The sequence below is a fragment of the Halomonas halophila genome, assembly GCF_030406665.1.
GTDB classification, from domain to species: Bacteria; Pseudomonadota; Gammaproteobacteria; order Pseudomonadales; family Halomonadaceae; genus Halomonas; species Halomonas halophila.
Map to the genome: position 1 here is coordinate 1,228,056 of NZ_CP129121.1, position 22,898 is coordinate 1,250,953.

Here is a 22,898-nt window from a genome sequence, read left to right on the forward strand (position 1 = left end):
GCCATGCCTGCCATGATGAAAGCCGCCGTCTTCGTCGAGCCCGGCCGCATCGAGCTCGACGACAAGCCGATTCCCGACATCGGCCCCGACGACGCCCTGATCCGCGTGACCACCACCACCATCTGCGGCACCGACGTGCACATCCTCAAGGGCGAATATCCGGTGGAGCGCGGGCTGACCGTGGGCCACGAGCCGGTGGGGGTGATCGAGAAGCTCGGCGCCAACGTCAAGGGCTATGCCGAGGGCCAGCGGGTGATCGCCGGCGCCATCTGCCCGAGCTTCACCTCCTATGCCTGCCAGGACGGCTGCAGCGCCCAGGACGGCGGCCACCATGGCCACGGCTACAAGCCCATGGGCGGCTGGCGCTTCGGCAACACCATCGACGGCGCCCAGGCCGAGTACCTGCGCGTGCCCGACGCCCAGGCCAACCTCAGCCCGGTGCCGGACGGCCTGACCGACGAGCAGGTGTTGATGTGCCCGGACATCATGTCCACCGGCTTCGCCGGGGCGGAGTCGGCCAATATCCGCATCGGCGACAGCGTGGCGGTGTTCGCCCAGGGCCCGATCGGGCTCTGCGCCACCGCCGGGGCGCGGCTGCGCGGTGCCGGGCTGATCATCGCCGTCGACGGCGTCGACGAGCGGCTGGCTATGTCGCGCCAACTCGGCGCCGACGTGGTGCTGGACTACCGCAAGGTCGACATGGTCGACGAGATCCGTCGCCTCACCGGCGGGCGCGGCGTGGACGCGGCCATCGAGGCGCTGGGCCTGCAGGCCACCTTCGAGAATGCGCTCAGGGTGCTCAAGCCCGGCGGCACCCTGTCGAGCCTCGGCGTCTACTCCGAGGACCTGACCCTGCCGCTGGACGCCTTCAGCGCCGGCCTCGGCGACAACCGCATCGTCACCTCGCTGTGCCCGGGCGGCAAGGAGCGCATGCGCCGGCTGATGGGCATCATCGAGAGCGGCCGCCTGGACCTGGGCCCGCTGGTCACCCACCGCTATGCCCTCGACGACATCGTCGACGCCTACGAGCTCTTCTCCCATCAGCGCGACGGGGTGCTCAAGGTCGCCCTGAGCGCCGGCTAGGGTCGACGCTGGCGTGCGGGCCGGCGGTCGTGATATCGCTGTGGGCACGATGATTCCACACGGAGGTGACCATGAAGACCATCGGCGTGCTAGGCGGCATGAGCTGGGAGTCCACCCAGAGCTACTACCGGGCCCTCAACGAGGGCGTGAAGCGCGAGCTGGGCGGCTTCCACTCGGCGACGGTGGCGCTCTACAGCGTCGACTTCGCCGAGATCGAGACGCTGCAGCAGGCCGATCGCTGGGACGAGGCGGGCGAGCGGCTGGCCGAGGCGGCGCGGCGAGTGCAGGCGGCGGGAGCCGACTTCCTGCTGCTGGCCACCAACACCATGCACAAGGTGGCGCCGGCGATCGAGGCCGCCACCGATATCCCGCTTCTGCATATCGCCGATGCTACCGCCGAGCGGCTGCGCGCGGACGGCGTACGTCGGGTGGGGCTGCTGGGCACTCGCTTTACCATGGAGCAGGCCTTCTACAAGGACCGGCTCGGCGAGCGCTTCGGCATCGAGGTGCTGGTGCCGCAGGCCGAACAGCGCGACCGGGTGCACCGGGTGATCTTCGAAGAGCTGTGCCAGGGGCGCATCGAGCCGCCCTCGAAGGCGGCGTATCTCGAGATCATCGCGGACCTGCACGCCCGCGGTGCCGAGGCGGTGATCCTCGGCTGCACCGAGATCGCGCTGCTGGTCGGCCAGGGCGATACCCCGGTGCCGCTCTACGACACCACGGCGCTGCACGCCGAGGCCGCGGTGACGGCCGCGCTGGCCGAGGAAAAGGGCGAGCGGGCTTGATAGAGTGATGGCTCCACCAACGCCAGGGAGGCAGGGATGCGCATCACCCAGCTCAACATCTATCCGGTCAAGTCGCTTCGCGGCATCGCCCTCGACCAGGCCACGCTCACCGAGCGCGGCCTGGCCCTCGATCGCCACTGGATGGTCGTGGACGCCCGCGGCCGCTTCGTCACCCAGCGCGAATGCCCGGCCATGGCCAAGGTGACGGTGCGCCTCGAGCCGAGCCGCCTGGTGCTGGAGCACCCTGAGGCCGCGCCCTTGGCGGTGCCGCTGGCGCGTCACGGGCTCGAGCGCCTCGAGGTCAGTATCTGGAAGGACACCTGCGAGGCGCTGGACGAGGGCGTCGAGGCGGCCGAGTGGCTGACCGCCGTGCTGGGCGATGGCCGACGGGGCGATGGCCGGCAGGGGGATGAAGAGGGCGGACTGCGCCTGGTGCGTTTCCCCGAGGAGCGTCGTCGCGAGGTCGAGGCCGACTTTCTGCGCGGCGAATCGGCCCACACCGCCTTTCCCGACGGCTATCCGCTGCTGGTGGCCCATCAGGCCTCCCTCGAGCGGCTCAACGAGCGCCTCGCCGAGAAGGGCCTGGACCCCGTGCCGATGAGCCGCTTCCGCCCCAACCTCGTGGTCGAGGGGGAGGGGCCCTTCGCCGAGATCGACTGGGACGAGCTGGCGCTCGGCGCGGGCGTCCGACTGGGGCTGCGCAAGCCGTGCAAGCGCTGCAAGATCATCACCCAGGATCAGCGCACCGGCGAGGCGCCGGTGCCCAAGGAGCCGCTGAAGACGCTGGTGGAGATGGACACCCAGCCGGGCTGGAAGGGCGCCTTCTTCGGCCAGAACGCCGTCCCCCTCGACGGCATTGGCCTGACGCTGCGCGTCGGCGATGACGCGACGGCGACGGTCAGGGGCTGAGATGCGACGCTGAGCGCATTCCGGGCCGGAAGGCCCATATTCATAAGGACATGACATGATCGTGATCTATGGCATTCGCCATCGTCTGGACCCCATCAAGGCCCGCCTGTCGGCGGTGATCCATGGCTGCATGATGGACGTCTTCGGGCTGCCCGAGGACAAGCGGGCACAGCGCTTCATGCCCATGGACGCCGAGGACTTCTTCGCCCCCGGCGGGCGCAGCGACGCTTATACCGTCATCGAGATCAACATGATGGCGGGACGCACGACAGAGACCCAGAAGGCGCTGATCAAGCGGCTGTTCGCGGACATCGAGGCCGAGCTTGGCATCGCCCCGGTGGACGTGGAGATCATCCTCAAGGAGCAGCCGCCGCACTGCTGGGGCTTTCGCGGCATGACCGGCGACGAGGTCCGCGACCTCACCTATCGCGTGGACCGCTAGTCCGGGTCGCGAGTCGGCAGCTCTTCGACCGTCAGTGCAAGGAATTGCTCGGGCGGGGCATAGCATTCCGGCAGCTGATCGCCACCCCAGCGGGCGAGGGCCTGCATGGCCGGCAACAGGGCCGCGCCTTTGCTCGTCAGATGATACTCATGACGTTTCGGGCTCGACCGTGAGGGTACGCGAGCGACGACGCCGTATCCGGCGAGCCGGCGCAGGCGATTCGCCAGGATGTTGGTCGGGATCCGTTCGGCGCAGTGGCTGAAGTCGCTGTAGCGGTGCTGGCCCTTGATGATCTCGCGCAGGATCACCAGGCTCCAGCGGTCGCCGATGAGCTCCAGGGTGCGGGCCAGCGGGCATGCTGTCTGGGGAGGGGAAGAGGAAGTCATATCGGCAAGGTACCGGATCAGGTGCAATGCTTGCAATATGCAAGTCATGCCTCTAATTTGCTTGCATGTTGCAAGCAAAAGGAGCGTGCACATGCTCGGCCCTACCCCGGGTTCCTTCGCATGGAGCGAAACGACGGAAGGCGTGCTCAACGCCCGAGAGAAGGCTCACCTGATCTATCAGCTGGTGCGCAGTCAGATGGACGAGGGCCTGAGTCGGCTGGCCTGGCGGCTCGGCCATTCGTCTGTCCGCAAGCGTGCGGTGGAACCTTCCCGGGTGCAGGCGCCTGATAGCGCACTCTGCCGGCGGGTCGAGGCCCGGGTGGCGGCGCACTACAGCCCCGCGTTGCTGGCCCATTGCTATCGCAGCTGGTGGATGGGCGCGCTGGTCGGTGAGGCGCTGGGTATCGAGGCGGATGCCGAGATGCTCTATGTGGCCTGCCTGATGCATGACGTCGGCCTGACGGACGCTCATGCGAGCTGCATCGCAGAGACCGCATTCCAGGTCACCGGTGCCCGGGAGGCGCGTCGACTGGCACTGGCCGAGCAGTGGCACGACGACGATGCAATTCGCCTCTATGAGTCGATCAGCTACCACCTGAACCCATGGCTCGATGCCCGGCGCCACACGCCGGAGGCTCTCCTGCTCAAGTACGGGGCCCACATGGATGTGGTCGGTGCCTACCGGCATCTGTTATCCGAGGAGGCCTTGGGAGCGATCCACCGACATCATCCGAGGGAAGGATTTCGTCAGGAGATCACCCGCTCCATCGTGTCGGCCCCGCACCGGGCCGGTGGGCATGCGCATTGCCTTCGTCGCCTGGGATTCGCCCGGCTGGCCGGGAACAATCCCCTGGAACAATACGCGACATCATGAAAGGCCTGTGGGGGCGAGGTCGGCCCTGAGATCGGCAGGCCGACCGAAGCGGCCATGGGGCATTGCATGCGGTGGGTGTCGCCGTCAGTGTGACGGGTCCACCAGGCCGCCCAGCGAGGCGTTGCGGCGGAACCAGCCGGCGATGCTGGCGCGCGGATAGCGAGTCGGCAGTACCTCGTGGGGCACCCGATCGGAGAGGAAGCAGACGAAGGTGCCGGCCTCGGGCCGGACCCGGGTCAGCTCGCGCGCGGGGTCGTGCTCGTCGAAGATCACCATCTCGCCTTCGCCGTCGGCGGGCCAGTCCGGGTTGAGATAGCCCACGGTGGAGATCACGCGGTTGGCGCGGCCGCGGAAGCTGTCCAGGTGGCGCTTGTAGAAGGCGCCGGGCGGGTACTGGGCGAAGTGTGCCTCGTACTCGAACAGGCCCAGGAACAGCGCCTGGTTCAAGGCCTGCTGCAGCTCGCCCATGGCTTCCAGGTAGCGGCGCTGAGCCAGGCTCTCGCGGTCCAGCCAGCGGATGGCGTCGCCGCGGATGTCGCGGCGCAGGTGATGCTCGCTGCCGCGGCCGACGCCGGCGGCTTCCAGCGCCTCGCGGGCGGCCATCGCCTCGACTTCGGCGAACAACGGGGCGTGCAGGGCCTCGGGCAGGAAGGCTTCGCCCAGGTACCAGCCCTGTTCGACCAGGGCATCGACCAGCTCGGTCAGGCGGGCGGGGGGCAGGTGCGGGTGGCTCATGATGGCGTCAGTCGGCGTTCGGGGTGGAAATGCAGGGTGCCTGCGGGGCGCTGGAAGAGGTCGATCGGCATGGCGAAGCCCTCGGCCAGCAGCTCCACCAGCATCATCGACGACAGGCCCCAGATCACGTGGTCGTCGTGGCGATAGCTCGGCACGTAGTAGTCGCGGCCGTCGACGCGGATCACGTCGGTGTGGGTGCGGCGGTCGGCGAGGAAGCTCGCCACCGGCACCTCGAAGATGGCGTCGAGCTCATCCGGATCGGGAGCCAGTGGCAGGCCCGGGGGAATCACGCCGACGAAGGGCGTGACGCGGATGCCGTGCAGCGAGATGACCTCGGACAGTCGGCCGAGCACCTCGACCCGGTCCGGCGGCAGGGCGATCTCTTCCTCGGCTTCGCGCAGGGCGGTGGCCAGCAGGTCGGCGTCGCCGTCCTCGCGTTTGCCGCCGGGGAAGGCGACCTGGCCGCTATGGGTGGAGAGGTGGGCGGCGCGGCGGGTGAACAGCAGCGTCGGCTCGGGGTGGGCCACCAGGGGAAGCAGCACCGCCGCCTGGGGCAGGTCGAGGGCCAGGCGGCGCGGCGCATGCGCTTGCAGGCGCTCGCGAAGTTTCTCTAACATGATGATTCCATCGAGTTTCACCTCTTTTACCCAGTCGCCGCGCGCGGCGTCAAGCCCGGGGCACTCCCGGTGCCAGCCAGTCAGGGAGCGCCATGAACTTTTGCAGTCATTGTGGGCAGCCGGTCCGTTTCGCGATTCCCGAAGGCGATGATCGGCCACGATTCCTGTGCGACGCCTGCGGCACCATCCACTACCAGAACCCCCGCATCGTCGCCGGGACCCTCCCGGTATCGGGCTCGCGGGTGCTGCTGTGCCGCCGGGCCATTTCTCCGCGCAAGGGCTACTGGACGTTGCCGGCGGGCTTCATGGAGAACGGCGAGACCACCGTCGAGGCGGCCGCCCGGGAGACCCGCGAGGAGGCCATGGCCGAGGTGGCGCTCCAGCCCCTCTATACCATGATCAACCTGCCGCACATCGACCAGGTGTTCATGATCTTCCGCGCCGAGCTCGACGGCGACTTCGGCCCCGGGCCGGAGAGCCTCGAGGTGGCGCTGTTCGAGGAGCACGAGATTCCCTGGGGCGCGCTGGCCTTTCCCACCATCGAGCGTACCCTGCATCACTTCTTCGCCGATCGGCGCCAGGGCGACTTCGCCCTGCACGTCAGTGACATCACGCCCGAGGATCGCGAGCGCTACTTTGGCTCGGCCTGACGGCGGGCTCGCTGCCTGACCAGACGACGCCACGGGCCATGCCCGTGGCGTTTTCGTCGTGGGGCGCCGGATATCGGCTGGATGCTAGAGGTCGGCCAGCCGCCAGACGTCGTAGGCCGGCTCCTCGTAGGGGTGAGCCCGTCTGAGCGCGGCCAGGGCCTCGCGGATCAGTCCGTCCTCGCAGACCAGCTCCACCTTGAGTTCCTCCACGTGTTCCAGGTCGCCGACGCGGCCGATATGCGGGTCGGCGCCGGTCAGCGGACGAAACTGCCCGGTGCCCGGCGTCTGGAAACAGCAGGCCTCGTAGTCGCCGATGCGTCCGGCGCCGGTGGCGAACACGGCTTTCTTGACGCGCTCGGCGTCTTCCGCGGGCACGAAGAAGGCGAGCTTGTACATGACGGTCTCCGATGTCGAGGGTTCTTCCTCGTTGTGCCATAGCGACGCGTGCCCGTCAGCCATGCGCGAGAAAAAACTTGCCTCTTTTATGTACGTGGATTAATTTCTGTATAGGTTGAGTAAAGGAATCTCTGCCAGGACATTTCCCGCATCGAGTGTCAGCCGGTATCCCCGGAGGAGCCATCTCATGAAGGTCATGACATCACGCATTCCCCAGTTCATCGGCGCCGGCCTGGTCGGCCTGGCCCTGAGCGGCGTCGCCCAGGCCGATCATCACGGCATGAAGGCGGACATCGTCGACACCGCCGTCGAGGCCGGCCAGTTCGAGACCCTGGTGGCCGCGGTCCAGGCCGCCGGCCTGGTCGAGACGCTCAAGGGCGAAGGCCCGTTTACGGTCTTCGCCCCGACCGACGAGGCCTTCGCGGCACTGCCGGAGGGCACCGTCGACGACCTGCTCAAGCCGGAGAACCGCGACACCCTGGCGTCCGTGCTGACCTACCACGTGGTGCCCGGCAAGGTCACGGCCGAGGACGCCATGGCCGCCGACAGCGCCACCACCGTCCAGGGGCAGGACATCACCATCACCACCATGGACGGCCAGGTGATGGTGAACCAGGCCACCGTGATCCAGCCCGACGTCGAAGCCAGCAACGGCGTCATCCACGTCATCGATGGGGTCCTGATGCCCGAGTGACGTCTGCCGCTTCCCCCGCGATTGCGTCCTGCAATCGGTCCCTTGCCGCCCGCCCCGGGCGGCTTTTTTTATGACGTGTCCGCGGTTTTGACAGCAGGGGCGCACGGGGCGAGCCTCGAGTCACATGATGACGGATGGAGCACAATGCATGGTCGACGATGCCTTGACGGCGCTGCTCGAGCGCCTCGACCTCGGTTTCCGAGGGCCCCTCGAGCCGCTCTCCGGCGGTGATATCGCCGCCGTCTACCGCCTGGACACCGATCGCGGCGAGGCGGTGGTCAAGCGCGACGATCCGGCGCGGCTGGCCGGCGAGGCCGAGGGACTTCGCGCCCTGGGAGCGGCGACGGGGCGACTCGTGGTGCCCGAGGTCTGGGGCGAGGGCGATGGCTGGCTGGTGATGGAGGCGCTGACCCCGGCCCGGCGCACGGACACGGGCGAGCGGGCGCTGGCCGAGGGCCTGCGCGAATTGCACGGGGTGGGACACTCGCCGCACGGCTGGGCGCGGGACAATGCCTGCGGCGCCACGCCCCAGCCCAATGCCCCGCTCGACGACGGTCGCGCCTTTCAGCGCGAGCGTCGGCTGCTGCCGCTGATGCGCGCCTGTCATGCTCGGGGGCTGCTGGACGATCGCCTGTGCGCGAGGCTGGAGGCGGTGGCTTACGGGCTCGAGGGCTGGCTGCCGGATACGCCGGCGCGACTGGTGCATGGCGATCTGTGGTCGGGCAACGTGCTCTACACCACGCGCGGGCCGGCGATGATCGACCCGGCGGTCTATCGTCACTACCCGGAGGTCGATCTGGCCATGCTGACGCTGTTCGGCGCTCCGTCACAGGCCTTCTTCGACGCCTACTGGAACGGTGCGGCACCGGCGGACTGGTCGCGTCGCGAGGCGCTGTTCCAGCTCTATCCGCTGCTCAACCACCTGCTGCTGTTCGGCGGCGCCTATCGCAGCGGCGTGGCACGAGCGTTGCAGCGAGTGGAAGCGGGCGGCTGAGGTGCTCCGGTGCCGCGGCCGGCGTTCTCAGCCCTGGCGAAGCCGGGCCAGGGCGCGTCGCCACCAGGGCGTCCGTTGTCCGGCGGCGGGGAAGCCCCGGGTCAGGAAGTCGGCGATCGGGTCGACCTGCTCGGTACGGTCGAGCATCGGGGCATGGCCGCAGTCGCTGGCCTCGAGGTGGATCAGCCCGGGCTGGGCCTGGCGCATGCGTTCGACGCTCTCGGCCTTGAGCAGCGGCGAGTCGGCGCCGCGTACCACCATCAGCGGGCAGCGGATCGCGCGCCAGTCGGCCCAGGTATCGCGCGGCGTATCGTGGATGAATTGCTCGCCGATGCGGGGATCGTAGTGGTAGGTCCAGCCGCCGTCCGGCAATCGACGAGCGCTGCCGAGGGTCAGGCGACGCCAGGCGTCGTCGCTGCGCGGGCCGAAGCCGGCATAGTGCCGGCGCAGCTCCGCGGCCAGGTCGCGGAACCGGCCGAAGCGGTGGGGCACGCCGAAGTAGGTGCCCAGCGCGGCCAGGCCGTCGGGGTCCAGCTCCGGGCCCACGTCGTTGAGCACCAGGCGCTCGATGCGCTCGGCGGTGTCCGCTTCAGCGGCCAGCAGCATGCCCAGCAGGCCGCCCATGGAGGTGCCGACCCAGGGCACCCGCTCGAGGCGGAAGTGATCGAGCAGCGCGACTGCTATGGTCATATAGTGCGAGTACAGATAGTCATGGGCGGGATACAGCGACCAGCTCGACAGGCCTCGCCCGGGCGTGTCCGGTGCCAGGACTCGCCAGCCCGGGCCGAGCAGGCGGGCGAAATCGGCGAAGTCGCCACCGTGGCGGGCCAGGCCGTGCCAGGCGATCAGGGTGCGGGGTGCATCGGGATGCCAGATGCGGACGGCGACGTCCAGCTCCCTGACGCGCACGAAGGTCAGGTCGTCCATGATGAGGGCTCGGTCGGCGGATGTGGCTTTGCAGCATAGACGATGCCGGGAGGGCAGCTTGCTAGGAAGATAATTTTCTTGCTAATTACACGAACGTTGATGGATTGACGTGCTAAACATGCGACAATGAATGTATATCCTCATAGTCACTCTTAGAAGGAACTTGCCGATGAAGCCGTATCGTCCGGTATCGTCGGGGCGGCGTGTCCTGTTGCCCTGCCTGCTGGCCGTCTCGCTGGCCGGTCAGGCCCAGGCCGCCGACCTGCTGACCATCACCCGGGATGCCATCGACAACAATGCCAGCCTGGCTTCGGCCCGCGCCCAGTACGGCAGCGTGGAGGCGGGCCGCGACGTCGCCCGTGGCGACCTGTTGCCCCAGGTCTCGGCCTCGGGCCAGGTCGACCACAACCGTCTCTACGAGAGCGTCTCCTCGAGCCGCGGGTCCGGTGCGGGCAACGGCGATGACAGCTACAACAGCGCCAGCCTGACCCTGGAGGCGACCCAGGCGCTGTTCGACGCCGCCAACAGCGCCGAGGTGGATCAGGCCGCGAGTCGGATCGACCAGCAGACCTACCAGCTGGCCGCCACCGAGCAACAGGTGCTGATCGACGTGGCGTCGGCCTACTTCGACATCCTGCGTGCCCACGAGATCCTCGAGGCGCGTCGTGCCCAGGAGCGGGCCATCGGCCGCCAGCTCGAGCAGGCCCAGGAGCAGTTCGACGTGGGCCTGATCGCCATCACCGAGGTGGAAGAGGCCCGCGCCAGCTTCGACCAGTCCCGCGCCGACCGCATCGCCGCCGAGAACGATCTGCAGGTCAGCTTCGAGACCCTGGAGCGGCTGACCGGGCAGCGCTACGACAGCATCGACGCGCTTCAGGAGGCCATGCCGGTGACTCCGCCGCAGCCGAGCGGCCGCGATGCCTGGGTCGAGCTGGCGATGGACAACAGCCCGCTGGTGCTGGCCAGCCAGGCCGGCGTCGAGGTCTCCGAGGATGCCGTGGACATCGCCCGGGCCCAGCGCCTGCCGGTGGTCGAGGCCTTCGCCAACTACAGCTACTCCGACACCGATCAGGACCAGATGGACGGGCATAACTCCCAGAGCCAGGTCGGCGCTCGGGTGAGCCTGCCCATCTACACCGGCGGCCGCACCAGCGCCGGCATTCGCCAGTCCACCTACGACCTCGAGTCCAGCCAGTACGACTTCGAGGATCAGCGCCGCCAGACCGTTCAGCAGGTGCGTTCGCTGTACACCCAGGTCACCAACGACGTGGCCACCGTCGAGGCGCGGGCCCAGGCCATCGTCTCCAATCAGAGCGCGCTGGATGCCACGCGCGCCGGCTACGAGGTCGGTACCCGCAACATCGTCGACGTGCTCAACGCCGAGCAGAGCCTCTACGATGCCATCGCCGATCATGCCGATGCGCGTTTCAGCTACGTGATCGACCTGCTCACCCTGCGTCAGCAGTCGGGCACCCTGAACGTGCAGGCCATCGAGGCGATCAACGACTGGCTGTCGGCGGAGCAGGGCGTGTCGCTGGCGCTGCCGGAGGTCGGCGAGGCCAGCCGCTACGACGAGGCGATGAACATCGGCGCGCCGCCTCGGCCCGAATCCTGATAGTCACTTACGTACAGGCGTGAATGTATGTTTAGATTCTCGCCTGTCGTGCGATACCCCCTTCGACGTTCGATCCCCTAACGAGAATCAGGCATGAACACAACACTTCGACGCAGTCGTACAGGGCTGTTGGCGCTGGCGGCTGGACTGCTGCTGTCGGCCTGCGGTCAGGAGGAGGCCGCTCCGCAGCAGGGCGGCGAGACACCGCCGCAGCCCAAGCCGGTGACCACGCTGGCTCCTCAGGACATTCCGCTGGACAAGTCCTACCCGGCCCAGCTGCGTAGCGATACCGAGGTGACCCTGGTGGCTCGCGTCACCGGCGTCCTCGAACAACGCCTCTTCGAACCCGGCGACATCGTGGAAAAGGGCGACAGCCTGTATGCCATCGAGCCGGACCTCTACCAGGCCACGGTGTCGCAGCGCGAGGCCGACCTGGCCAGCGCCCAGGCCGAGCTGGAGCGGGCGCGTCGCGACGCCAACCGCTTCCAGGAGCTGCTGCGTCAGAACTCGGTGAGCCGCCAGCAGGCTGACCAGGCCCAGGCCGACCTCAACGTGGCCCGGGCCTCCGTGGCCCAGGCCGAGGCTGCGCTGGCCAGCGCCCGCATCGACCTGGACTACGCCGACGTCACGGCCCCGGTCAGCGGTGCCATCGGTCTGAGCGAGGTCAACGTGGGCAACCTGGTCAGCGCCGGCACCGAGCTGGCCACCATCACCCCGGTGGACCCGCTGGAGGTGCGCTTCCAGCTTCCCCAGCAGGATGCCTTCACCCTGCGCCGCCAGCTCGGCGAGCAGGCGCCCGGCGAGATCGCCGCCAGCCTGGCGCTGCCGGGCGTCGACGAGGCCCTCGAGGGGCGCCTGGAATTCCTCGGCTCGCGGGTGGACGAGCGGACCAGCACCGTGCAGGCGAAGGCGACCTTCGACAATCCCGAGGGCGAGGTGCTGCCCGGCCAGTTCGTGCGGGTGCGCCTGGAAGGGCTGAAGCGCTTCGACGTGCTGGCGGTGCCGTCGATCGCCGTGGGTCAGGGCCTGATGGGGCCCCAGGTGTTCGTGCTCGACGAGGACGACGTGGCACGCGCCCGCACAGTGGACCTCGGCGAGCTGGCCGGCCCGTGGCAGATCCTGACCAGCGGCGTGGAGCCCGGTGATCGCGTGATGGTCGGCGATCCGGCGGGCGTCCAGCCCGGCACGCCGATCGCGCCCCAGCCGTTCGATGGCGACGCCCGGGCGCTGATCGCCCAGGCCACCGGCCAGAGCCAGGACCAGCCATCCGGGCAGGGGCAGGGGCCGGCACAGGGCCGTGATGGCGCGGCCGGCGCCGAACGGGCTTCGCCGGACGAAGAGGACGCGGCTGAATGAATTTCTCCAACTTCTTCATCAAGCGACCGATCTTCGCGTCGGTGCTGGCGATCATCCTCACGGTGGTCGGCCTGATGAGCATGCGGGTACTGCCGATCGAGCAGTACCCCAGCGTGGTGCCGCCCACGGTCTCGGTCAACGCCACCTTCCCGGGGGCGGACGCCGAGACCGTGGCGCAGACCGTGGCGGCGCCCCTGGCCGAGGCCATCAACGGCGTCGAGGACATGCTCTACATGAACTCGACCAGCTCCGACAACGGGATGATGAGCCTGAGCGTGGCCTTCAACATCGGCTCCGACGGCGACATCAATACCATCAACGTCAACAACCGTGTGCAGGGGGCGCTCTCCCAGCTGCCGGAGGCGGTGCAGCAGCAGGGTGTGACGGTGGAGCTGCGCTCCAGCTCGATCCTCATGCTGGTCTCGCTGCTCTCCCCGGAGGGCGATTACGGCAAGGTCTACATGCAGAACTATGCCGCCCTCAACATTCTCGACGAGCTGCGCCAGGTGCCCGGCGTCGGCGAGGCCGAGGTGCTGGGCGGCGGCGATTTCGCCATGCGCATCTGGATGGATCCGGACAAGCTGGCGCAGTACGACCTGACGCCGTCCGAGGTGGCCAGCGCGATCCGCGCCCAGAACACCGAGGTGCCGGCGGGCAGTCTGGCGTCAGCGCCCCAGTCCGATGCCCGCGCCTTCACCTACACCATCACCGCCGGCGGCCGTCTGAGCGACGTCGATGACTTCCGCGACATCTTCCTGCGCACCAATCCCGACGGTTCGGCCCTGCGCCTGGATGACGTGGCGCGCATCGAGCTGGGCGCCTCGTCCTACGGCGTCGATGCCACGCTGAACGGTGGCACCATGGCGCCGATCCTGATCAACCAGCAGCCCGGTGCCAATGCCCTGGAGACCGCCAACGCGGTCAAGGCGAAGATGGAGGAGCTGGCCGGCCGCTTCCCGCCGGGACTCGAGTACGCCACGCCCTACGACACCACGCTGTTCATCGATGCCTCCGTGGAGACCGTGCTTCACACCTTCATCGAGGCGTTCCTGATCGTCGGCGTCATCCTGTTCATCTTCCTGCAGAACTGGCGCTTCACGGTGATCGCCATGTCGGTGGTGCCGGTCTCGGTGCTGGCCACCTTCGCCGGCTTCTACGCCTTCGGCTTCTCGATCAACCTGCTGACGCTGTTCGCCCTGGTGCTGTCGATCGGCATCGTGGTCGACGACGCCATCCTGGTGGTGGAGAACGTCGAGCGGGTGCTCAGCGAGGACGAGGAAACCACCGTCATGCAGGCCACGGTGCAGGCCATGCGCGAGGTCGGCGGGCCGGTCATCGCCACCTCGCTGATCATGGCGGCGGTGTTCGTGCCGGTGGCCTTCCTCGGGGGCTTCAGCGGCCAGATCTACCAGCAGTTCGCCCTGACCGTGGCGGTGTCGGTGGCCTTCTCGGCACTGATGGCGCTGACGTTCACTCCGGCGCTGTCGGCGATCTTCATCAAGCACGACCTGCACACCAGGGAAACGGGCTTCCAGCGCGCGGTGCGTACCCCGCTGCGCCTGTTCGATCGCTTCTTCGCCGGCACCACCGCCGTCTACATGTGGGTGGTCAAGAAACTGGTGCGTTTCTGGGGGCTGGCGCTGGTGCTGACCGCCCTGGTGGGCGCCGGCTCCTGGTGGCTCTACCAGAGCACGCCTTCGACGCTGGTGCCCGAGACCGACCAGGGCATCGTGATCGCCTCCGTGCAGCTGCCGGATTCGGCCTCGCTGGAGCGTACCCAGACCTACATGGCCAAGCTCAGCGCCGCCATCGAGGACAGCCCCGGCGTGAAGTACTCCACGTCGGTGGCGGGCTACGACATGCTGACCAGCTCGGTGAACACCGCCCGCGGGGTGATCTTCGTCACCCTGGAGCCCTGGGAAGAGCGCGAGGTCACGGCCACCGACATGATCGGCCGGATCATGGGCCTGGGCGCACAGATTCCCGGCGGCTCGGCGATGGCCTTCAACATGCCGCCGATCATCGGCCTGTCGACCACCGGTGGCTTCACCGGCTACCTGCAGTCCTATGAGGGTGCCTCGCCGGAAGAGCTCTACCAGGCGTCGGTCAAGGTCATGCAGGCCGCCGGTCAGCATCCGGTGCTGAATCAGGTGTTCACCACCTTCAACGTCAACGTGCCGTCCTTCCATGCCGAGATCGACCGGCAGAAGGCGCTGAGCTACGGCGTGTCGCTGGAGGCGCTCAACTCGACCCTGGGCAACACCTTCGGCAACGGTTTCGTCAACTACTTCAGCTACAAGGGCCGGAACTTCCAGGTCTATCTGCAGAACGAGGACGAGTACCGGGATGCGCCGGATGACATCAACAGCGTCTACGTGCGCGGCGGCGACGGCGAGCGGATCCCGCTGTCCGAGTTCGTGACCCTCGAGCGCCAGGTGGCGCCGGCGGTGGTGACCCGCTTCGGCGTCTATCCGGGGGCCCAGTTCCAGGGTGGTCCCGCACCGGGCTACAGCTCCGGCCAGGCGATCGCCGCCATGGAAGAGATCGTCGACGAGCAGCTCGGCGACGGCTGGGGCATGGGCTGGACCGGTACCGCCTATCAGGAAAGCGAAGCCGGCAACGCCGCGACCATGGCCATCGTCTTCGGCCTGCTGATGGTGTTCCTGATCCTGGCGGCGCAGTACGAGAGCTGGTCGCTGCCGCTGGCGGTGCTCACGGCCACGCCCTTCGCCTTCCTGGGCGGCATCGGCGGCATCGCCCTGCGCTCGCTGGATACCAGCGTCTACGTGCAGATCGGCATGCTGGTGGTGGTCGGGCTGGCGGCCAAGAACGCCATCCTGATCGTCGAGTTCGCCGAGCTGCAGCGTCGCGAGATGGGCAAGACCATCCGCGAGGCGGCCATCACGGCGGCGGAGCTGCGCTTCCGGCCGATCGTGATGACCTCGCTGGCGTTCATCTTCGGCACCCTGCCGCTGGCCATGGCCACCGGTGCCAGTGACACCAGCAGCCAGCACATCGGCACCACGGTGGCGATGGGCATGGCGTCCGTGGCGGTGCTCGGCAGCCTGTTCGTGCCGACCTTCTACGCCATGATCGCCAGCGTCACCGACTGGCTGAAGCGCAAGACGGGCGGCGATCGCGCCGAGCGTCCGGCGCTGGAGCAGGACGCGAGCTGATCAAGGTCGCGTCCGAGTCGACGGGCACCGTCTCCCCGAGGGAGGCGGTGCCCGTTTGCGTTGGGTCAGGAAAACGTCGCTGTGCGACCAAAGTGGGTGTGACGCGCCCCCGACGAGCGCTACGCTGAAGGCAGGACAACACTTTGCCGGCTAATGGGCCGGACGGAGGAGCCGCCATGAACGCCATCGCCTCGCTTGCCCTCAGCTTTCCGCTGATCTTTTTCACGGCGCTGCTGGCGCTGGTGGCCGTCTACTGGCTGCTGGTGCTGGTGCGCCTGGCCCCCGTAGAGCTGTTCGAACACGACAGCCTGCGCAACGACACCCTGGCCAGCGCCCTGGTGTCGCTGGGTTTCGCCGGCGTGCCGGCCTCGCTGGCGCTGAGTGCCTTGATCGTGCTCGCCTCGCTGCTGGCCTGGATCGTCGAGCTGGCGGTGCTGGGGCCGCTGCCGCTGGGCTTCTTTCGTGTGCCGCTCGGTCTGGCGGTGATCTGGGGTGCCTTCGCGCTGGCCTCGCCGCTGGCCGCGGCGTTGTGTCGTCGGCTGCATCGCCGCCTGCACCGGCATCCGAGCCTGTCGAAGCGCTGCCTGCTTGGCGAGCGCGTTCGGGTCATCGACGCCGATGCAGGAGGCGCCACGGCGGAGATGGTCGATGATCCCGGCCGCCAGGTACGCCTGCGGGGCAAGGCCGGCAATCGGCCGCGCGTTGGCGAAGTGCGCGTGCTGGTCAAGTATCTGGTCAACGACGAGGCCTATCGCTCGGTGCCCGAGCAGGACTACCTGGATGCCCGCACGCGACTGGTGCGGCTGCATCTGGTGGAACGCCATGAGGGGGCGATGCCGCGTCAGGAAGGCCGCCATGGTTCGCGGCCGTCGGCCTAGGCGGGAGGGCGGCTGAGCAGTCGCAGCTGGGCGTCGATCAGCTCACGGCTGCGCTCGGCCAGCGAGAAGGCCTCGGGGTCGCGTAGCCAGTCGTGATAGAGCCCGCTCATTATCGACTGCAGCAGGCGGGTGGCCAGCTCGGGGGAGACATCGTCACGCAGCTGGCCGAGCTGGCGGGCGGTGGTGAAGTAGCCTCGCAAGGCGTCGAGGCATTCGCTGGCCATCTCGCTCTGCATGGCCTGGGGGTCGATGTCGCTGAAGAACTCGCAGCGATGCAGCAGGATGGCGTGCACGCGTCGATGGCGCGGCTGTTCCAGGCGCTGCACTCCTTGTTGGCAGCCCAGGCGGATGGCCTCGAGAGGCCTGGCATCGTCGGCCTCGCTTTCCTTGACCAGTTCCTCGAAGGGCATGCGCACCCGGTCGACCATAGCCCGGAACAGGTCGGCCTTGTTCTTGAAGTGCCAGTAGACGGCGCCGCGGGTCATGCCGGCGTGGCGGGCGATCTGTTCCAGCGAGGTGCGGGCCACCCCTTTCTCGAAAAACACTTCCTCGGCGGCATCGAGCAGGGCCACGCGAGTGGCTTCGGCTTCGGCCTTGGTACGTCTGGCCATGGGATGATCGACTCCGGGTGAGTAGGCGGCCATTCTACCCAAGCCGAGTGACGCTTTACATTCATCCTTGAATGCCACCCTGGTCTTCGTCGCTTGAGCCGCCCGCGGGGATGAGTGAATATGAGTCAGCGCTTATCTCAGGAGATCGCCCCATGGCCCGTGCTCCCTTCGAACTCGCCGACGTCCGGGTGGCGCCGGGCAGTCGTCAGCAGATCGACGTGCCGGCGGCCCGGCTCTACACCCATGCGCCGCTGACCATCCCGGTGGAGGTGGTCCATGGCCGCCAGCCGGGGCCGGTGATGCTGGTCTGCGGCGGCATCCACGGCGACGAGATCAACGGCGTGGAAATCGTGCGCCGGCTGCTGCGCTCGCGGCAGCTGAAGGGGCTGCGCGGGACCCTGATCGGCGTGCCGATCGTCAACGTCTTCGGTTTCGTCCAGCACAGCCGCTACCTGCCCGATCGGCGCGACCTGAACCGCTGTTTTCCGGGCAGCGAGTCGGGCTCGCTGGGGAGCCGGATCGCGGCCCTGTTCCGCGAGCAGATCGTCGACCAGGCGACCCATATCATCGATCTGCACACCGGCGCCCTGCATCGCACCAACCTGCCCCAGATCCGCGCTCGGCTGACGCCCGGCAGCGAGACCGAACGCATGGCGGATGCCTTCGGCGCGCCGGTCATCCTCAACGCCGAGCTGCGTGACGGCAGCCTGCGCCACTACGCCGAGAGTCGCGACATCCCTGTGCTGACCTACGAGGCCGGCGAGGCGCTGCGCTTCGACGAGTGGGCCATCGCGCCGGGCGTTCGCGGTGTGCTGCGGGTGATGCGCCGGCTCGGGATGCTGACCGGCGAACGTCGACGCCGGCCACCGCCCGCCGCCGAGGTGGCCGGCGGCTCGAGCTGGGCGAGGGCGCCGATCGACGGCATCCTGCGGCCGCAGGTGCGTCTCGGTGCAAGGGTGGCCGCGGGAGAGCTGCTGGGACGGGTGGCCGACCCCTTCGGCAACGCCGAGGGCGAGGTACGGGCCGTGGCCGACGGCATCGTGATTGGCATGAGCCGCCTGCCGCTGGCCAACGAGGGGGAGGCGCTGTTCCATATCGCGCGCTTCGATGCGATCGAGGAGGCGGAGAGCGCGGTCGAGAGTTTCCAGTCGAGCCTCGATCCGCCCCCCGATGCCCTGTACTGACGCGCTTTGTCGACCGACGGCTCAGCCGGCCAGACTGGTGTCCTGCGGCCGGGGCACCAGGCCGAGGGCATCGTCGAACACCGCCATGCCGGCGCCTTCGCGGTGGGCATGCTCCGAGAGATGGCGGCGGAACTTGCGGCCGCCCGGGCAGCCCTGGAAGAGGCCGAGCAGGTGGCGGGTCATGTGGTTGAGCTTCGCCCCTTGCTCGAGCCGGCGGGCGATATAGGGCCGGAAGGCTTCGGCGGCGGCATGACGATCGGCCGCGGGGGCGTCTTTGCCATAGAGGCGCCGGTCGACGTCGGCCAGCAGCCAGGGGTTCTGGTAGGCCTCGCGGCCCACCATCACGCTGTCCACGTGTTCGAGCTGGGCCTGGCACTCGTCGAGCGTCTTGATGCCGCCGTTGATGCCGATGTGCAGATCGGGGCGCTGCTGCTTCAGGCGATGCACGCGGCCGTAGTTGAGCGGCGGCACGTCGCGGTTCTCCTTGGGCGACAGCCCCTCCAGCCAGGCCTTCCGGGCATGCACGGTGAACACTTCGCAGCCGGCGTCGGCGACGCGCTCGATGAAGTGGGCCAGGTCGGCGTCCTCGTCCTGGTCGTCGATGCCGATGCGACACTTCACGGTGACCGGGATCGACACCGCCTCGCGCATCGCCGCCACTGCCGCTGCCACCTTCTCGGGATGGGCCATCAGGCAGGCGCCGATCAGGTTGTTCTGTACCCGGTCGCTGGGACAGCCGACGTTGAGATTGACCTCGTCATAGCCCCATGCCTCGGCGATCGCCGCGCACTCGGCCAGTGCGCCGGCGTCGCTGCCGCCGAGCTGCAGGGCGAGCGGATGTTCCACGTCGTCGTAGCCGAGGAAGCGCTCGCGCGGACTGCCGTGCAGGATGGCACCGGTGGTCACCATCTCGGTGTAGAGCAGGGTGCGGCGCGTCAGGGTCCGGGCGAACGCGCGGTAGTCGCGGGTCGTCCAGTCCATCATAGGCGCTACTGAGAACGTCCTATCCAGCGCAGGGCGCGTGGTGTCAGTATTCATGCCGGTTGTGGCGGTTGCCATATCACTCATGACTGTTCATATTTACAGTGGTTTTGCCCTGTTTTTCGCCATGTGTTGGTACAGATTTGGCACACGGGGCGTTGGCAATTTGGTACATCGAGGAGGTTCGCGTGGCGACGATCAGGAAGCGTCGGCGAAAGGACGGCAGTTTCTCATACCTGGCCCAGATCCGCATCGCCCGCCGTGGGCAACCTGACCACTCCGAGTCCAGGACGTTCCCGCGCAAGGCGATGGCCGAGGAGTGGGCCAAGCGCCGCGAGCTCGAGCTGAACAGCCCCGGCGGCGTGCTCTCGGCGAAGTGGAAAGGCGTGACCCTGGATGATGCCATCGAGCGCTACCTTCACGAATTCGCCCAGGACGCCGGGCGCTCGAAGCGGGCCACCATCCAGCAGCTGCAGCGCTTTCCGATTGCGCGGGTGCAGGTCACCGAGCTGACCAGTGAGCAGATCATCGGTCACGCGGTCATGCGCCGTGACAGCGGCATCAAGTCCTCGACGATCAACCAGGACATCACCTGGCTGGGCATCATCCTCAAGACAGCCGTGGCGGCCTGGAAGATGCCGGTGGAGCTCAACGAGTTCGAGTCGGCCAAGCTGCTGATGCGTAGCAAGGGGCTGGTATCTCGGCCCGGTGCCAGGGATCGTCGGCCGACGGAGAAGGAGGTCGCGCAGATACGGGCATACTTCCGCCGCTCGCAGCGAATCCGGCCCAGCGCGATCATCCCCATGGAAGACATCATGGACTTCGCCATCGCCTCCTCGCGGCGCCAGGAGGAGATAACACGGCTCACTTGGCAGGACCTCGACGAGCAGGCGATGACCTGCTGGGTGCGCGATGCCAAGCACCCGCGGCAGAAGTGGGGCAACCACAAGCGCTTCAAGCTGAACCACGAGGCCATGGCCATCATCCAGCGACAGCCGCGGGCCGAGGGCAAGGAGAGGATCTTCCCCTACAACGGGAAGTCGATCGGCACTCGCTGGCGGGCGGCGACGGCGGCCTGCGGAATCGAGGATCTACGCTTTCACGACCTGAGACATGAAGCGACATCCCGCCTGTTCGAGGCGGGATACGAGATCGTGGAGGTGCAGCAGTTCACGCTGCATGAGAGCTGGGATGTGCTGAAGCGGTATACACACCTGCGCCCGGAGACCCTGCAATTAAGGTGAGGTCACAAGCCCTTGCTGATCTGTGCTAGGTGCTTCTTATCACTAGGCAAGTTCAGTGTGTGCATCTTCCGATGGCAGTTAGGGCATAGAGCTACCGTGTTCTCGATGGTGTCTTCCCCGCCTGCGGCCAGCCACTCGATGTGATGGCATTCCAGGTAAGGCTCTCCCTTCTTCGTCTGGAAGGGGGCAAGCTCCTGGCAGAGTTCGCAGGTCCCATTGGCACGGCGCTTGGCGTATTCAGCCACGTAGGGGGATCTCCCGTACTGCGTCGTAACGGTTGGGCGGCTGCCTGTCTTCGCCGGGGCGTTCCTAGCTCGCTGGCGAAGCTCCTCGTCAGGAAGCTTGGCGGCTTGCTTTTCCTTCTTCTCGAATGCTTCCTTGGCCGCTTCTTGGCTCATGGCCGGTAAGCGGGATGAACGTAGCTGGAGCGGGAAAAGCCAGACCTTGCGATCGTTGCCATCTGCACCTGGCTGAATCGCTTGATAGGGCGGCGCGGCGCGGACGACCTCGCCCACGTAGGTGTATTCCTTACGCTTGAAGACTTCGAAGAGATGCACGGCCACGCCGTTACCGGGGCTTTCGTTTAGAGTATTGTTCTGGGCGAAGGTGAGATCCATGTCCCCGGTCTGGCCCATCCCGGTGTAATGAATGACATTGCCTTCCCAGCGATCCTCATAGATGGACTCGATGTGGTTCGTGACGATGACCAGGGTGTTGGTCTTCTTGGCTCTCCGCATCCCGCCCTGAGGGCTGCAGCCGAAGATCTCACACAGTTGGTCATTTGAGAGGACATCCCCGGGGGAGAGGGCTTCGATGCTATCCGTAGGCATTGATGACTTCCTTGGCGATGGGAATATCTGCAGGGGCAAGCTCGTAGCCCAGCATATCAGTCAGCGGAACCCATTCGGCGCGGTCATGGACCGTGAGCTCTGGTGCTTCGTGGCCAAGATCGACCAGGACGCCAATGAGTTTGATGGCACCACCTTCATAGCGGTAGGTGCTTTCTGTGAAGATGTTCCCGGCGGTGCAAGAAAGCGAGAGCTCCTCCCGGATTTCTCGCTCAATGCACTGTTGGATGGTCTCGTATGGCTCTTGCTTGCCGCCCGGAAACTCCCAATACCCCTCGAGTTGCTGCCCTGGCGCTCGACGTGTGAGGAGGATATGCCCGTCCTTGATGGCCAATGCAGCGGCGACGTGCTTCACAGGAGGCCTCTCCAGTCTGATCTGAAAGACTAAGCCTACCTTGCCATGTGATGCGCATCTACTGGCTCACACATTCACTCGTTGCCACATCTCATGCGCCTCGGCCTTCCGCTTGTCCAGGTACTGGGCGAGATCCACAGCGCTGACCAGCCAGGGCGCTTTCTGGGAGTCGCCGGCGCGGTAGGTGGGCACCGGCAGGGCCTGGGCGCCGGCCCGTGCGCTGGCGGTGCGGGCACTGATGCCGAAGTAGCGCGGTGCCACCTCATCGAGCGGTAGCTCGCCGCGGCCGTCGAACTCGGCCAGTAGTCCGAAGTAGGTGTTCATGGCTGGGCCCTCCTGCCTGACTGAGGTGGAAAATCGTACTCCGATAGCTTCACTGCCAAGGCCAACGCGACCGTTTCGGGCGGTACGTTCTGAATCACTCTTCTCCAGTGCTGCTCCGCTTGCTCAAGATTCATCTGCCTGGCTACTTGCAGATCCATGATGTGGCAGATGTCCCTGACCTCTTTATCCTGTGTGGACACCCTCATAGGACGAGTCCTCCATGTCTGAACAAGACAATATCGCCTTCTTTGATGAGCTGACCGGCAAGGTCCTGGCTTGCTTGTACGGCGCCTTCCCGGTTCCGACCCCTCTCCTCGCCAAGGACTTTGTCGATGAACCACTGGCCTACAGTGAGCACGTGATGTCCGAGGTGGCGTCCGATCAGGCGGAGTTCTTCATCGCGACCTGTGAATGGCTGCGCAGAGCGGGTTATATCGATGCTGACGAGCGAGATCCATACAACCTCATCGTCAGGGAGGCCGTTCTGACTGCCAAAGGTCTGGAGCTGCTCAAGGTCAGGCCTCAGAACCTGACTGATGAACCGACCCTGGGGGAGCAGCTCGCTACCGCCACGCGAGATGGTGCGACGGATGCAGCCAAGAAGACTGTCAGCGAAGTGCTCGGTATGGGTGCCCGGTTCATGATGCATGGCATCAGCTCGTTGTGATGTCGGGTTCATGGGAGGCCTCCTATCGGAATGCCTGAGCTTTACGCTCGCGGATGGACTGGCACTCGATGCAGGTGACTGCCCAGGGCGCGGCCCGGCGGCGGGCGGCCGGGATCTCGCCGCCGCATTCCTCGCACTCGTCGTTGGCGGCCGGGGCGTCCGGCAGG

General features: G+C 67.2%; 26 protein-coding genes. 15 read left to right on the forward strand and 11 right to left on the reverse strand.

Annotation, left to right across the window (positions count from 1 at the left end; translation table 11 throughout):
• The first annotated feature begins 3 nt into the window (after positions 1–3).
• The 4 genes from QWG60_RS05550 to QWG60_RS05565 all read left to right on the forward strand — a co-directional run bounded on the left by QWG60_RS05550 (position 4) and on the right by QWG60_RS05565 (position 3,219).
• Entirely contained in the window at positions 4–1,083 is a 1,080-nt protein-coding gene (locus QWG60_RS05550; protein ID WP_146909196.1) for an NAD(P)-dependent alcohol dehydrogenase, read from the forward strand.
• Between the two features lie 71 nt (positions 1,084–1,154).
• On the forward strand, positions 1,155–1,868 hold the full coding sequence (locus QWG60_RS05555; protein ID WP_046079948.1) for an aspartate/glutamate racemase family protein: 714 nt from the start codon (positions 1,155–1,157) through the stop codon (positions 1,866–1,868).
• A 36-nt stretch (positions 1,869–1,904) separates the two neighbouring features.
• Positions 1,905–2,777: an MOSC domain-containing protein gene (locus tag QWG60_RS05560; protein WP_146909198.1), complete on the forward strand. Its 873-nt coding sequence runs from the start codon at positions 1,905–1,907 to the stop codon at positions 2,775–2,777.
• Between the two features lie 55 nt (positions 2,778–2,832).
• Positions 2,833–3,219: a tautomerase family protein gene (locus QWG60_RS05565; protein WP_046079950.1), complete on the forward strand. Its 387-nt coding sequence runs from the start codon at positions 2,833–2,835 to the stop codon at positions 3,217–3,219.
• Here QWG60_RS05565 and QWG60_RS05570 read toward each other — a convergent pair.
• A complete protein-coding gene (locus QWG60_RS05570) occupies positions 3,216–3,641 on the reverse strand; it encodes a winged helix-turn-helix transcriptional regulator (RefSeq protein ID WP_202020698.1) in 426 nt (141 codons plus the stop codon). The genes QWG60_RS05565 and QWG60_RS05570 overlap by 4 nt on opposite strands.
• A 55-nt stretch (positions 3,642–3,696) precedes the next feature.
• Between QWG60_RS05570 and QWG60_RS05575 the strand changes: the two genes are divergently transcribed.
• Positions 3,697–4,479 (forward strand): HD domain-containing protein, encoded by a 783-nt coding sequence (locus tag QWG60_RS05575; RefSeq protein ID WP_186810080.1) that lies wholly within the window; start codon positions 3,697–3,699, stop codon positions 4,477–4,479.
• 84 nt (positions 4,480–4,563) lie between these two features.
• Here the strand turns inward: QWG60_RS05575 and QWG60_RS05580 are convergent, their stop codons facing one another.
• The gene (locus QWG60_RS05580; protein ID WP_046079953.1) at positions 4,564–5,214 is read right to left on the reverse strand and encodes a 2OG-Fe(II) oxygenase; all 651 of its coding nucleotides are present in this window, start codon (positions 5,212–5,214) and stop codon (positions 4,564–4,566) included.
• Positions 5,211–5,831 carry a CoA pyrophosphatase gene (locus QWG60_RS05585; protein ID WP_173835003.1) on the reverse strand — a complete coding sequence of 207 codons (621 nt, stop codon included), beginning with the start codon at positions 5,829–5,831 and terminating at the stop codon, positions 5,211–5,213. The genes QWG60_RS05580 and QWG60_RS05585 overlap by 4 nt, the downstream gene beginning before the upstream one ends.
• A 92-nt stretch (positions 5,832–5,923) precedes the next feature.
• Between QWG60_RS05585 and QWG60_RS05590 the strand changes: the two genes are divergently transcribed.
• Positions 5,924–6,481, forward strand: a complete 558-nt coding sequence (locus tag QWG60_RS05590) for an NUDIX hydrolase (RefSeq protein WP_046079955.1) — start codon at positions 5,924–5,926, stop codon at positions 6,479–6,481.
• An 84-nt stretch (positions 6,482–6,565) separates the two neighbouring features.
• On the opposite strand, the gene QWG60_RS05595 is transcribed toward QWG60_RS05590, so the two are convergent.
• Positions 6,566–6,877, reverse strand: coding sequence for a Nif3-like dinuclear metal center hexameric protein (locus QWG60_RS05595; protein ID WP_046079956.1), 312 nt, complete (start codon positions 6,875–6,877; stop codon positions 6,566–6,568).
• Between the two features lie 187 nt (positions 6,878–7,064).
• Between QWG60_RS05595 and QWG60_RS05600 the strand changes: the two genes are divergently transcribed.
• Together QWG60_RS05600 and QWG60_RS05605 are read left to right on the forward strand one after the other, a co-directional pair.
• Complete coding sequence (locus QWG60_RS05600) at positions 7,065–7,571, forward strand: fasciclin domain-containing protein (protein WP_107180899.1); 507 nt, start codon at positions 7,065–7,067, stop codon at positions 7,569–7,571.
• 148 nt (positions 7,572–7,719) lie between these two features.
• Positions 7,720–8,565 carry a fructosamine kinase family protein gene (locus QWG60_RS05605; protein ID WP_146909203.1) on the forward strand — a complete coding sequence of 282 codons (846 nt, stop codon included), beginning with the start codon at positions 7,720–7,722 and terminating at the stop codon, positions 8,563–8,565.
• A gap of 27 nt (positions 8,566–8,592) precedes the next feature.
• Here the strand turns inward: QWG60_RS05605 and QWG60_RS05610 are convergent, their stop codons facing one another.
• Positions 8,593–9,492: an alpha/beta fold hydrolase gene (locus QWG60_RS05610; protein WP_046079958.1), complete on the reverse strand. Its 900-nt coding sequence runs from the start codon at positions 9,490–9,492 to the stop codon at positions 8,593–8,595.
• A 169-nt stretch (positions 9,493–9,661) separates the two neighbouring features.
• On the opposite strand from QWG60_RS05610, the gene QWG60_RS05615 reads away from it, so the two are divergent.
• The 4 genes from QWG60_RS05615 to QWG60_RS05630 all read left to right on the forward strand — a co-directional run bounded on the left by QWG60_RS05615 (position 9,662) and on the right by QWG60_RS05630 (position 16,517).
• The gene (locus QWG60_RS05615) at positions 9,662–11,107 is read left to right on the forward strand and encodes a TolC family outer membrane protein (RefSeq protein WP_046079959.1); all 1,446 of its coding nucleotides are present in this window, start codon (positions 9,662–9,664) and stop codon (positions 11,105–11,107) included.
• Between the two features lie 93 nt (positions 11,108–11,200).
• Entirely contained in the window at positions 11,201–12,463 is a 1,263-nt protein-coding gene (locus QWG60_RS05620) for an efflux RND transporter periplasmic adaptor subunit (protein ID WP_146909205.1), read from the forward strand.
• Positions 12,460–15,639, forward strand: coding sequence for an efflux RND transporter permease subunit (locus QWG60_RS05625; RefSeq protein WP_035597328.1), 3,180 nt, complete (start codon positions 12,460–12,462; stop codon positions 15,637–15,639). Before QWG60_RS05620 ends, QWG60_RS05625 begins: the two co-directional genes overlap by 4 nt.
• Before the next feature lie 176 nt (positions 15,640–15,815).
• Positions 15,816–16,517 (forward strand): hypothetical protein, encoded by a 702-nt coding sequence (locus tag QWG60_RS05630; protein WP_046079961.1) that lies wholly within the window; start codon positions 15,816–15,818, stop codon positions 16,515–16,517.
• Here QWG60_RS05630 and QWG60_RS05635 read toward each other — a convergent pair.
• Positions 16,514–17,128 (reverse strand): TetR family transcriptional regulator, encoded by a 615-nt coding sequence (locus QWG60_RS05635; RefSeq protein WP_046080483.1) that lies wholly within the window; start codon positions 17,126–17,128, stop codon positions 16,514–16,516. The two genes, QWG60_RS05630 and QWG60_RS05635, sit on opposite strands and share 4 nt — an antisense overlap.
• A 152-nt stretch (positions 17,129–17,280) precedes the next feature.
• Between QWG60_RS05635 and QWG60_RS05640 the strand changes: the two genes are divergently transcribed.
• On the forward strand, positions 17,281–18,312 hold the full coding sequence (locus QWG60_RS05640; protein ID WP_035597321.1) for a succinylglutamate desuccinylase/aspartoacylase family protein: 1,032 nt from the start codon (positions 17,281–17,283) through the stop codon (positions 18,310–18,312).
• 21 nt (positions 18,313–18,333) lie between these two features.
• On the opposite strand, the gene dusA is transcribed toward QWG60_RS05640, so the two are convergent.
• On the reverse strand, positions 18,334–19,380 hold the full coding sequence (gene dusA, locus QWG60_RS05645; RefSeq protein ID WP_379825495.1) for a tRNA dihydrouridine(20/20a) synthase DusA: 1,047 nt from the start codon (positions 19,378–19,380) through the stop codon (positions 18,334–18,336).
• 101 nt (positions 19,381–19,481) lie between these two features.
• On the opposite strand from dusA, the gene QWG60_RS05650 reads away from it, so the two are divergent.
• Positions 19,482–20,537, forward strand: a complete 1,056-nt coding sequence (locus QWG60_RS05650; protein WP_146909835.1) for a site-specific integrase — start codon at positions 19,482–19,484, stop codon at positions 20,535–20,537.
• Between the two features lie 2 nt (positions 20,538–20,539).
• On the opposite strand, the gene QWG60_RS05655 is transcribed toward QWG60_RS05650, so the two are convergent.
• From QWG60_RS05655 to QWG60_RS05665, 3 genes are all read right to left on the reverse strand, one after another.
• Complete coding sequence (locus tag QWG60_RS05655; protein ID WP_246124734.1) at positions 20,540–21,367, reverse strand: HNH endonuclease; 828 nt, start codon at positions 21,365–21,367, stop codon at positions 20,540–20,542.
• On the reverse strand, positions 21,354–21,740 hold the full coding sequence (locus QWG60_RS05660; RefSeq protein WP_146909838.1) for a (deoxy)nucleoside triphosphate pyrophosphohydrolase: 387 nt from the start codon (positions 21,738–21,740) through the stop codon (positions 21,354–21,356). The genes QWG60_RS05655 and QWG60_RS05660 overlap by 14 nt, the downstream gene beginning before the upstream one ends.
• Positions 21,741–21,806: 66 nt before the next feature.
• Positions 21,807–22,064, reverse strand: a complete 258-nt coding sequence (locus tag QWG60_RS05665; protein ID WP_146909840.1) for a pyocin activator PrtN family protein — start codon at positions 22,062–22,064, stop codon at positions 21,807–21,809.
• Positions 22,065–22,284: 220 nt separating this feature from the next.
• On the opposite strand from QWG60_RS05665, the gene QWG60_RS05670 reads away from it, so the two are divergent.
• Complete coding sequence (locus tag QWG60_RS05670; RefSeq protein WP_146909842.1) at positions 22,285–22,731, forward strand: hypothetical protein; 447 nt, start codon at positions 22,285–22,287, stop codon at positions 22,729–22,731.
• Positions 22,732–22,753: 22 nt separating this feature from the next.
• Here QWG60_RS05670 and QWG60_RS16820 read toward each other — a convergent pair whose 3' ends face one another.
• Positions 22,754–22,897 (reverse strand): TraR/DksA C4-type zinc finger protein, encoded by a 144-nt coding sequence (locus QWG60_RS16820; RefSeq protein ID WP_146909940.1) that lies wholly within the window; start codon positions 22,895–22,897, stop codon positions 22,754–22,756.
• Position 22,898 lies beyond the last annotated feature (1 nt).

Coding starts and splice junctions, on each gene's coding strand:
- QWG60_RS05550 (WP_146909196.1), top strand. CDS start 4: ATGCCTGCCATGATGAAAGCCGCCGTCTTCGTCGAGCCCGGCCGCATC.
- QWG60_RS05555 (WP_046079948.1), top strand. CDS start 1,155: ATGAAGACCATCGGCGTGCTAGGCGGCATGAGCTGGGAGTCCACCCAG.
- QWG60_RS05560 (WP_146909198.1), top strand. CDS start 1,905: ATGCGCATCACCCAGCTCAACATCTATCCGGTCAAGTCGCTTCGCGGC.
- QWG60_RS05565 (WP_046079950.1), top strand. CDS start 2,833: ATGATCGTGATCTATGGCATTCGCCATCGTCTGGACCCCATCAAGGCC.
- QWG60_RS05575 (WP_186810080.1), top strand. CDS start 3,697: ATGCTCGGCCCTACCCCGGGTTCCTTCGCATGGAGCGAAACGACGGAA.
- QWG60_RS05580 (WP_046079953.1), bottom strand. CDS start 5,214: ATGAGCCACCCGCACCTGCCCCCCGCCCGCCTGACCGAGCTGGTCGAT.
- QWG60_RS05585 (WP_173835003.1), bottom strand. CDS start 5,831: ATGTTAGAGAAACTTCGCGAGCGCCTGCAAGCGCATGCGCCGCGCCGC.
- QWG60_RS05590 (WP_046079955.1), top strand. CDS start 5,924: ATGAACTTTTGCAGTCATTGTGGGCAGCCGGTCCGTTTCGCGATTCCC.
- QWG60_RS05595 (WP_046079956.1), bottom strand. CDS start 6,877: ATGTACAAGCTCGCCTTCTTCGTGCCCGCGGAAGACGCCGAGCGCGTC.
- QWG60_RS05600 (WP_107180899.1), top strand. CDS start 7,065: ATGAAGGTCATGACATCACGCATTCCCCAGTTCATCGGCGCCGGCCTG.
- QWG60_RS05605 (WP_146909203.1), top strand. CDS start 7,720: ATGGTCGACGATGCCTTGACGGCGCTGCTCGAGCGCCTCGACCTCGGT.
- QWG60_RS05610 (WP_046079958.1), bottom strand. CDS start 9,492: ATGGACGACCTGACCTTCGTGCGCGTCAGGGAGCTGGACGTCGCCGTC.
- QWG60_RS05615 (WP_046079959.1), top strand. CDS start 9,662: ATGAAGCCGTATCGTCCGGTATCGTCGGGGCGGCGTGTCCTGTTGCCC.
- QWG60_RS05620 (WP_146909205.1), top strand. CDS start 11,201: ATGAACACAACACTTCGACGCAGTCGTACAGGGCTGTTGGCGCTGGCG.
- QWG60_RS05625 (WP_035597328.1), top strand. CDS start 12,460: ATGAATTTCTCCAACTTCTTCATCAAGCGACCGATCTTCGCGTCGGTG.
- QWG60_RS05630 (WP_046079961.1), top strand. CDS start 15,816: ATGAACGCCATCGCCTCGCTTGCCCTCAGCTTTCCGCTGATCTTTTTC.
- QWG60_RS05635 (WP_046080483.1), bottom strand. CDS start 17,128: ATGGCCAGACGTACCAAGGCCGAAGCCGAAGCCACTCGCGTGGCCCTG.
- QWG60_RS05640 (WP_035597321.1), top strand. CDS start 17,281: ATGGCCCGTGCTCCCTTCGAACTCGCCGACGTCCGGGTGGCGCCGGGC.
- dusA (WP_379825495.1), bottom strand. CDS start 19,380: ATGAGTGATATGGCAACCGCCACAACCGGCATGAATACTGACACCACG.
- QWG60_RS05655 (WP_246124734.1), bottom strand. CDS start 21,367: ATGCCTACGGATAGCATCGAAGCCCTCTCCCCCGGGGATGTCCTCTCA.
- QWG60_RS05665 (WP_146909840.1), bottom strand. CDS start 22,064: ATGAACACCTACTTCGGACTACTGGCCGAGTTCGACGGCCGCGGCGAG.
- QWG60_RS05670 (WP_146909842.1), top strand. CDS start 22,285: ATGTCTGAACAAGACAATATCGCCTTCTTTGATGAGCTGACCGGCAAG.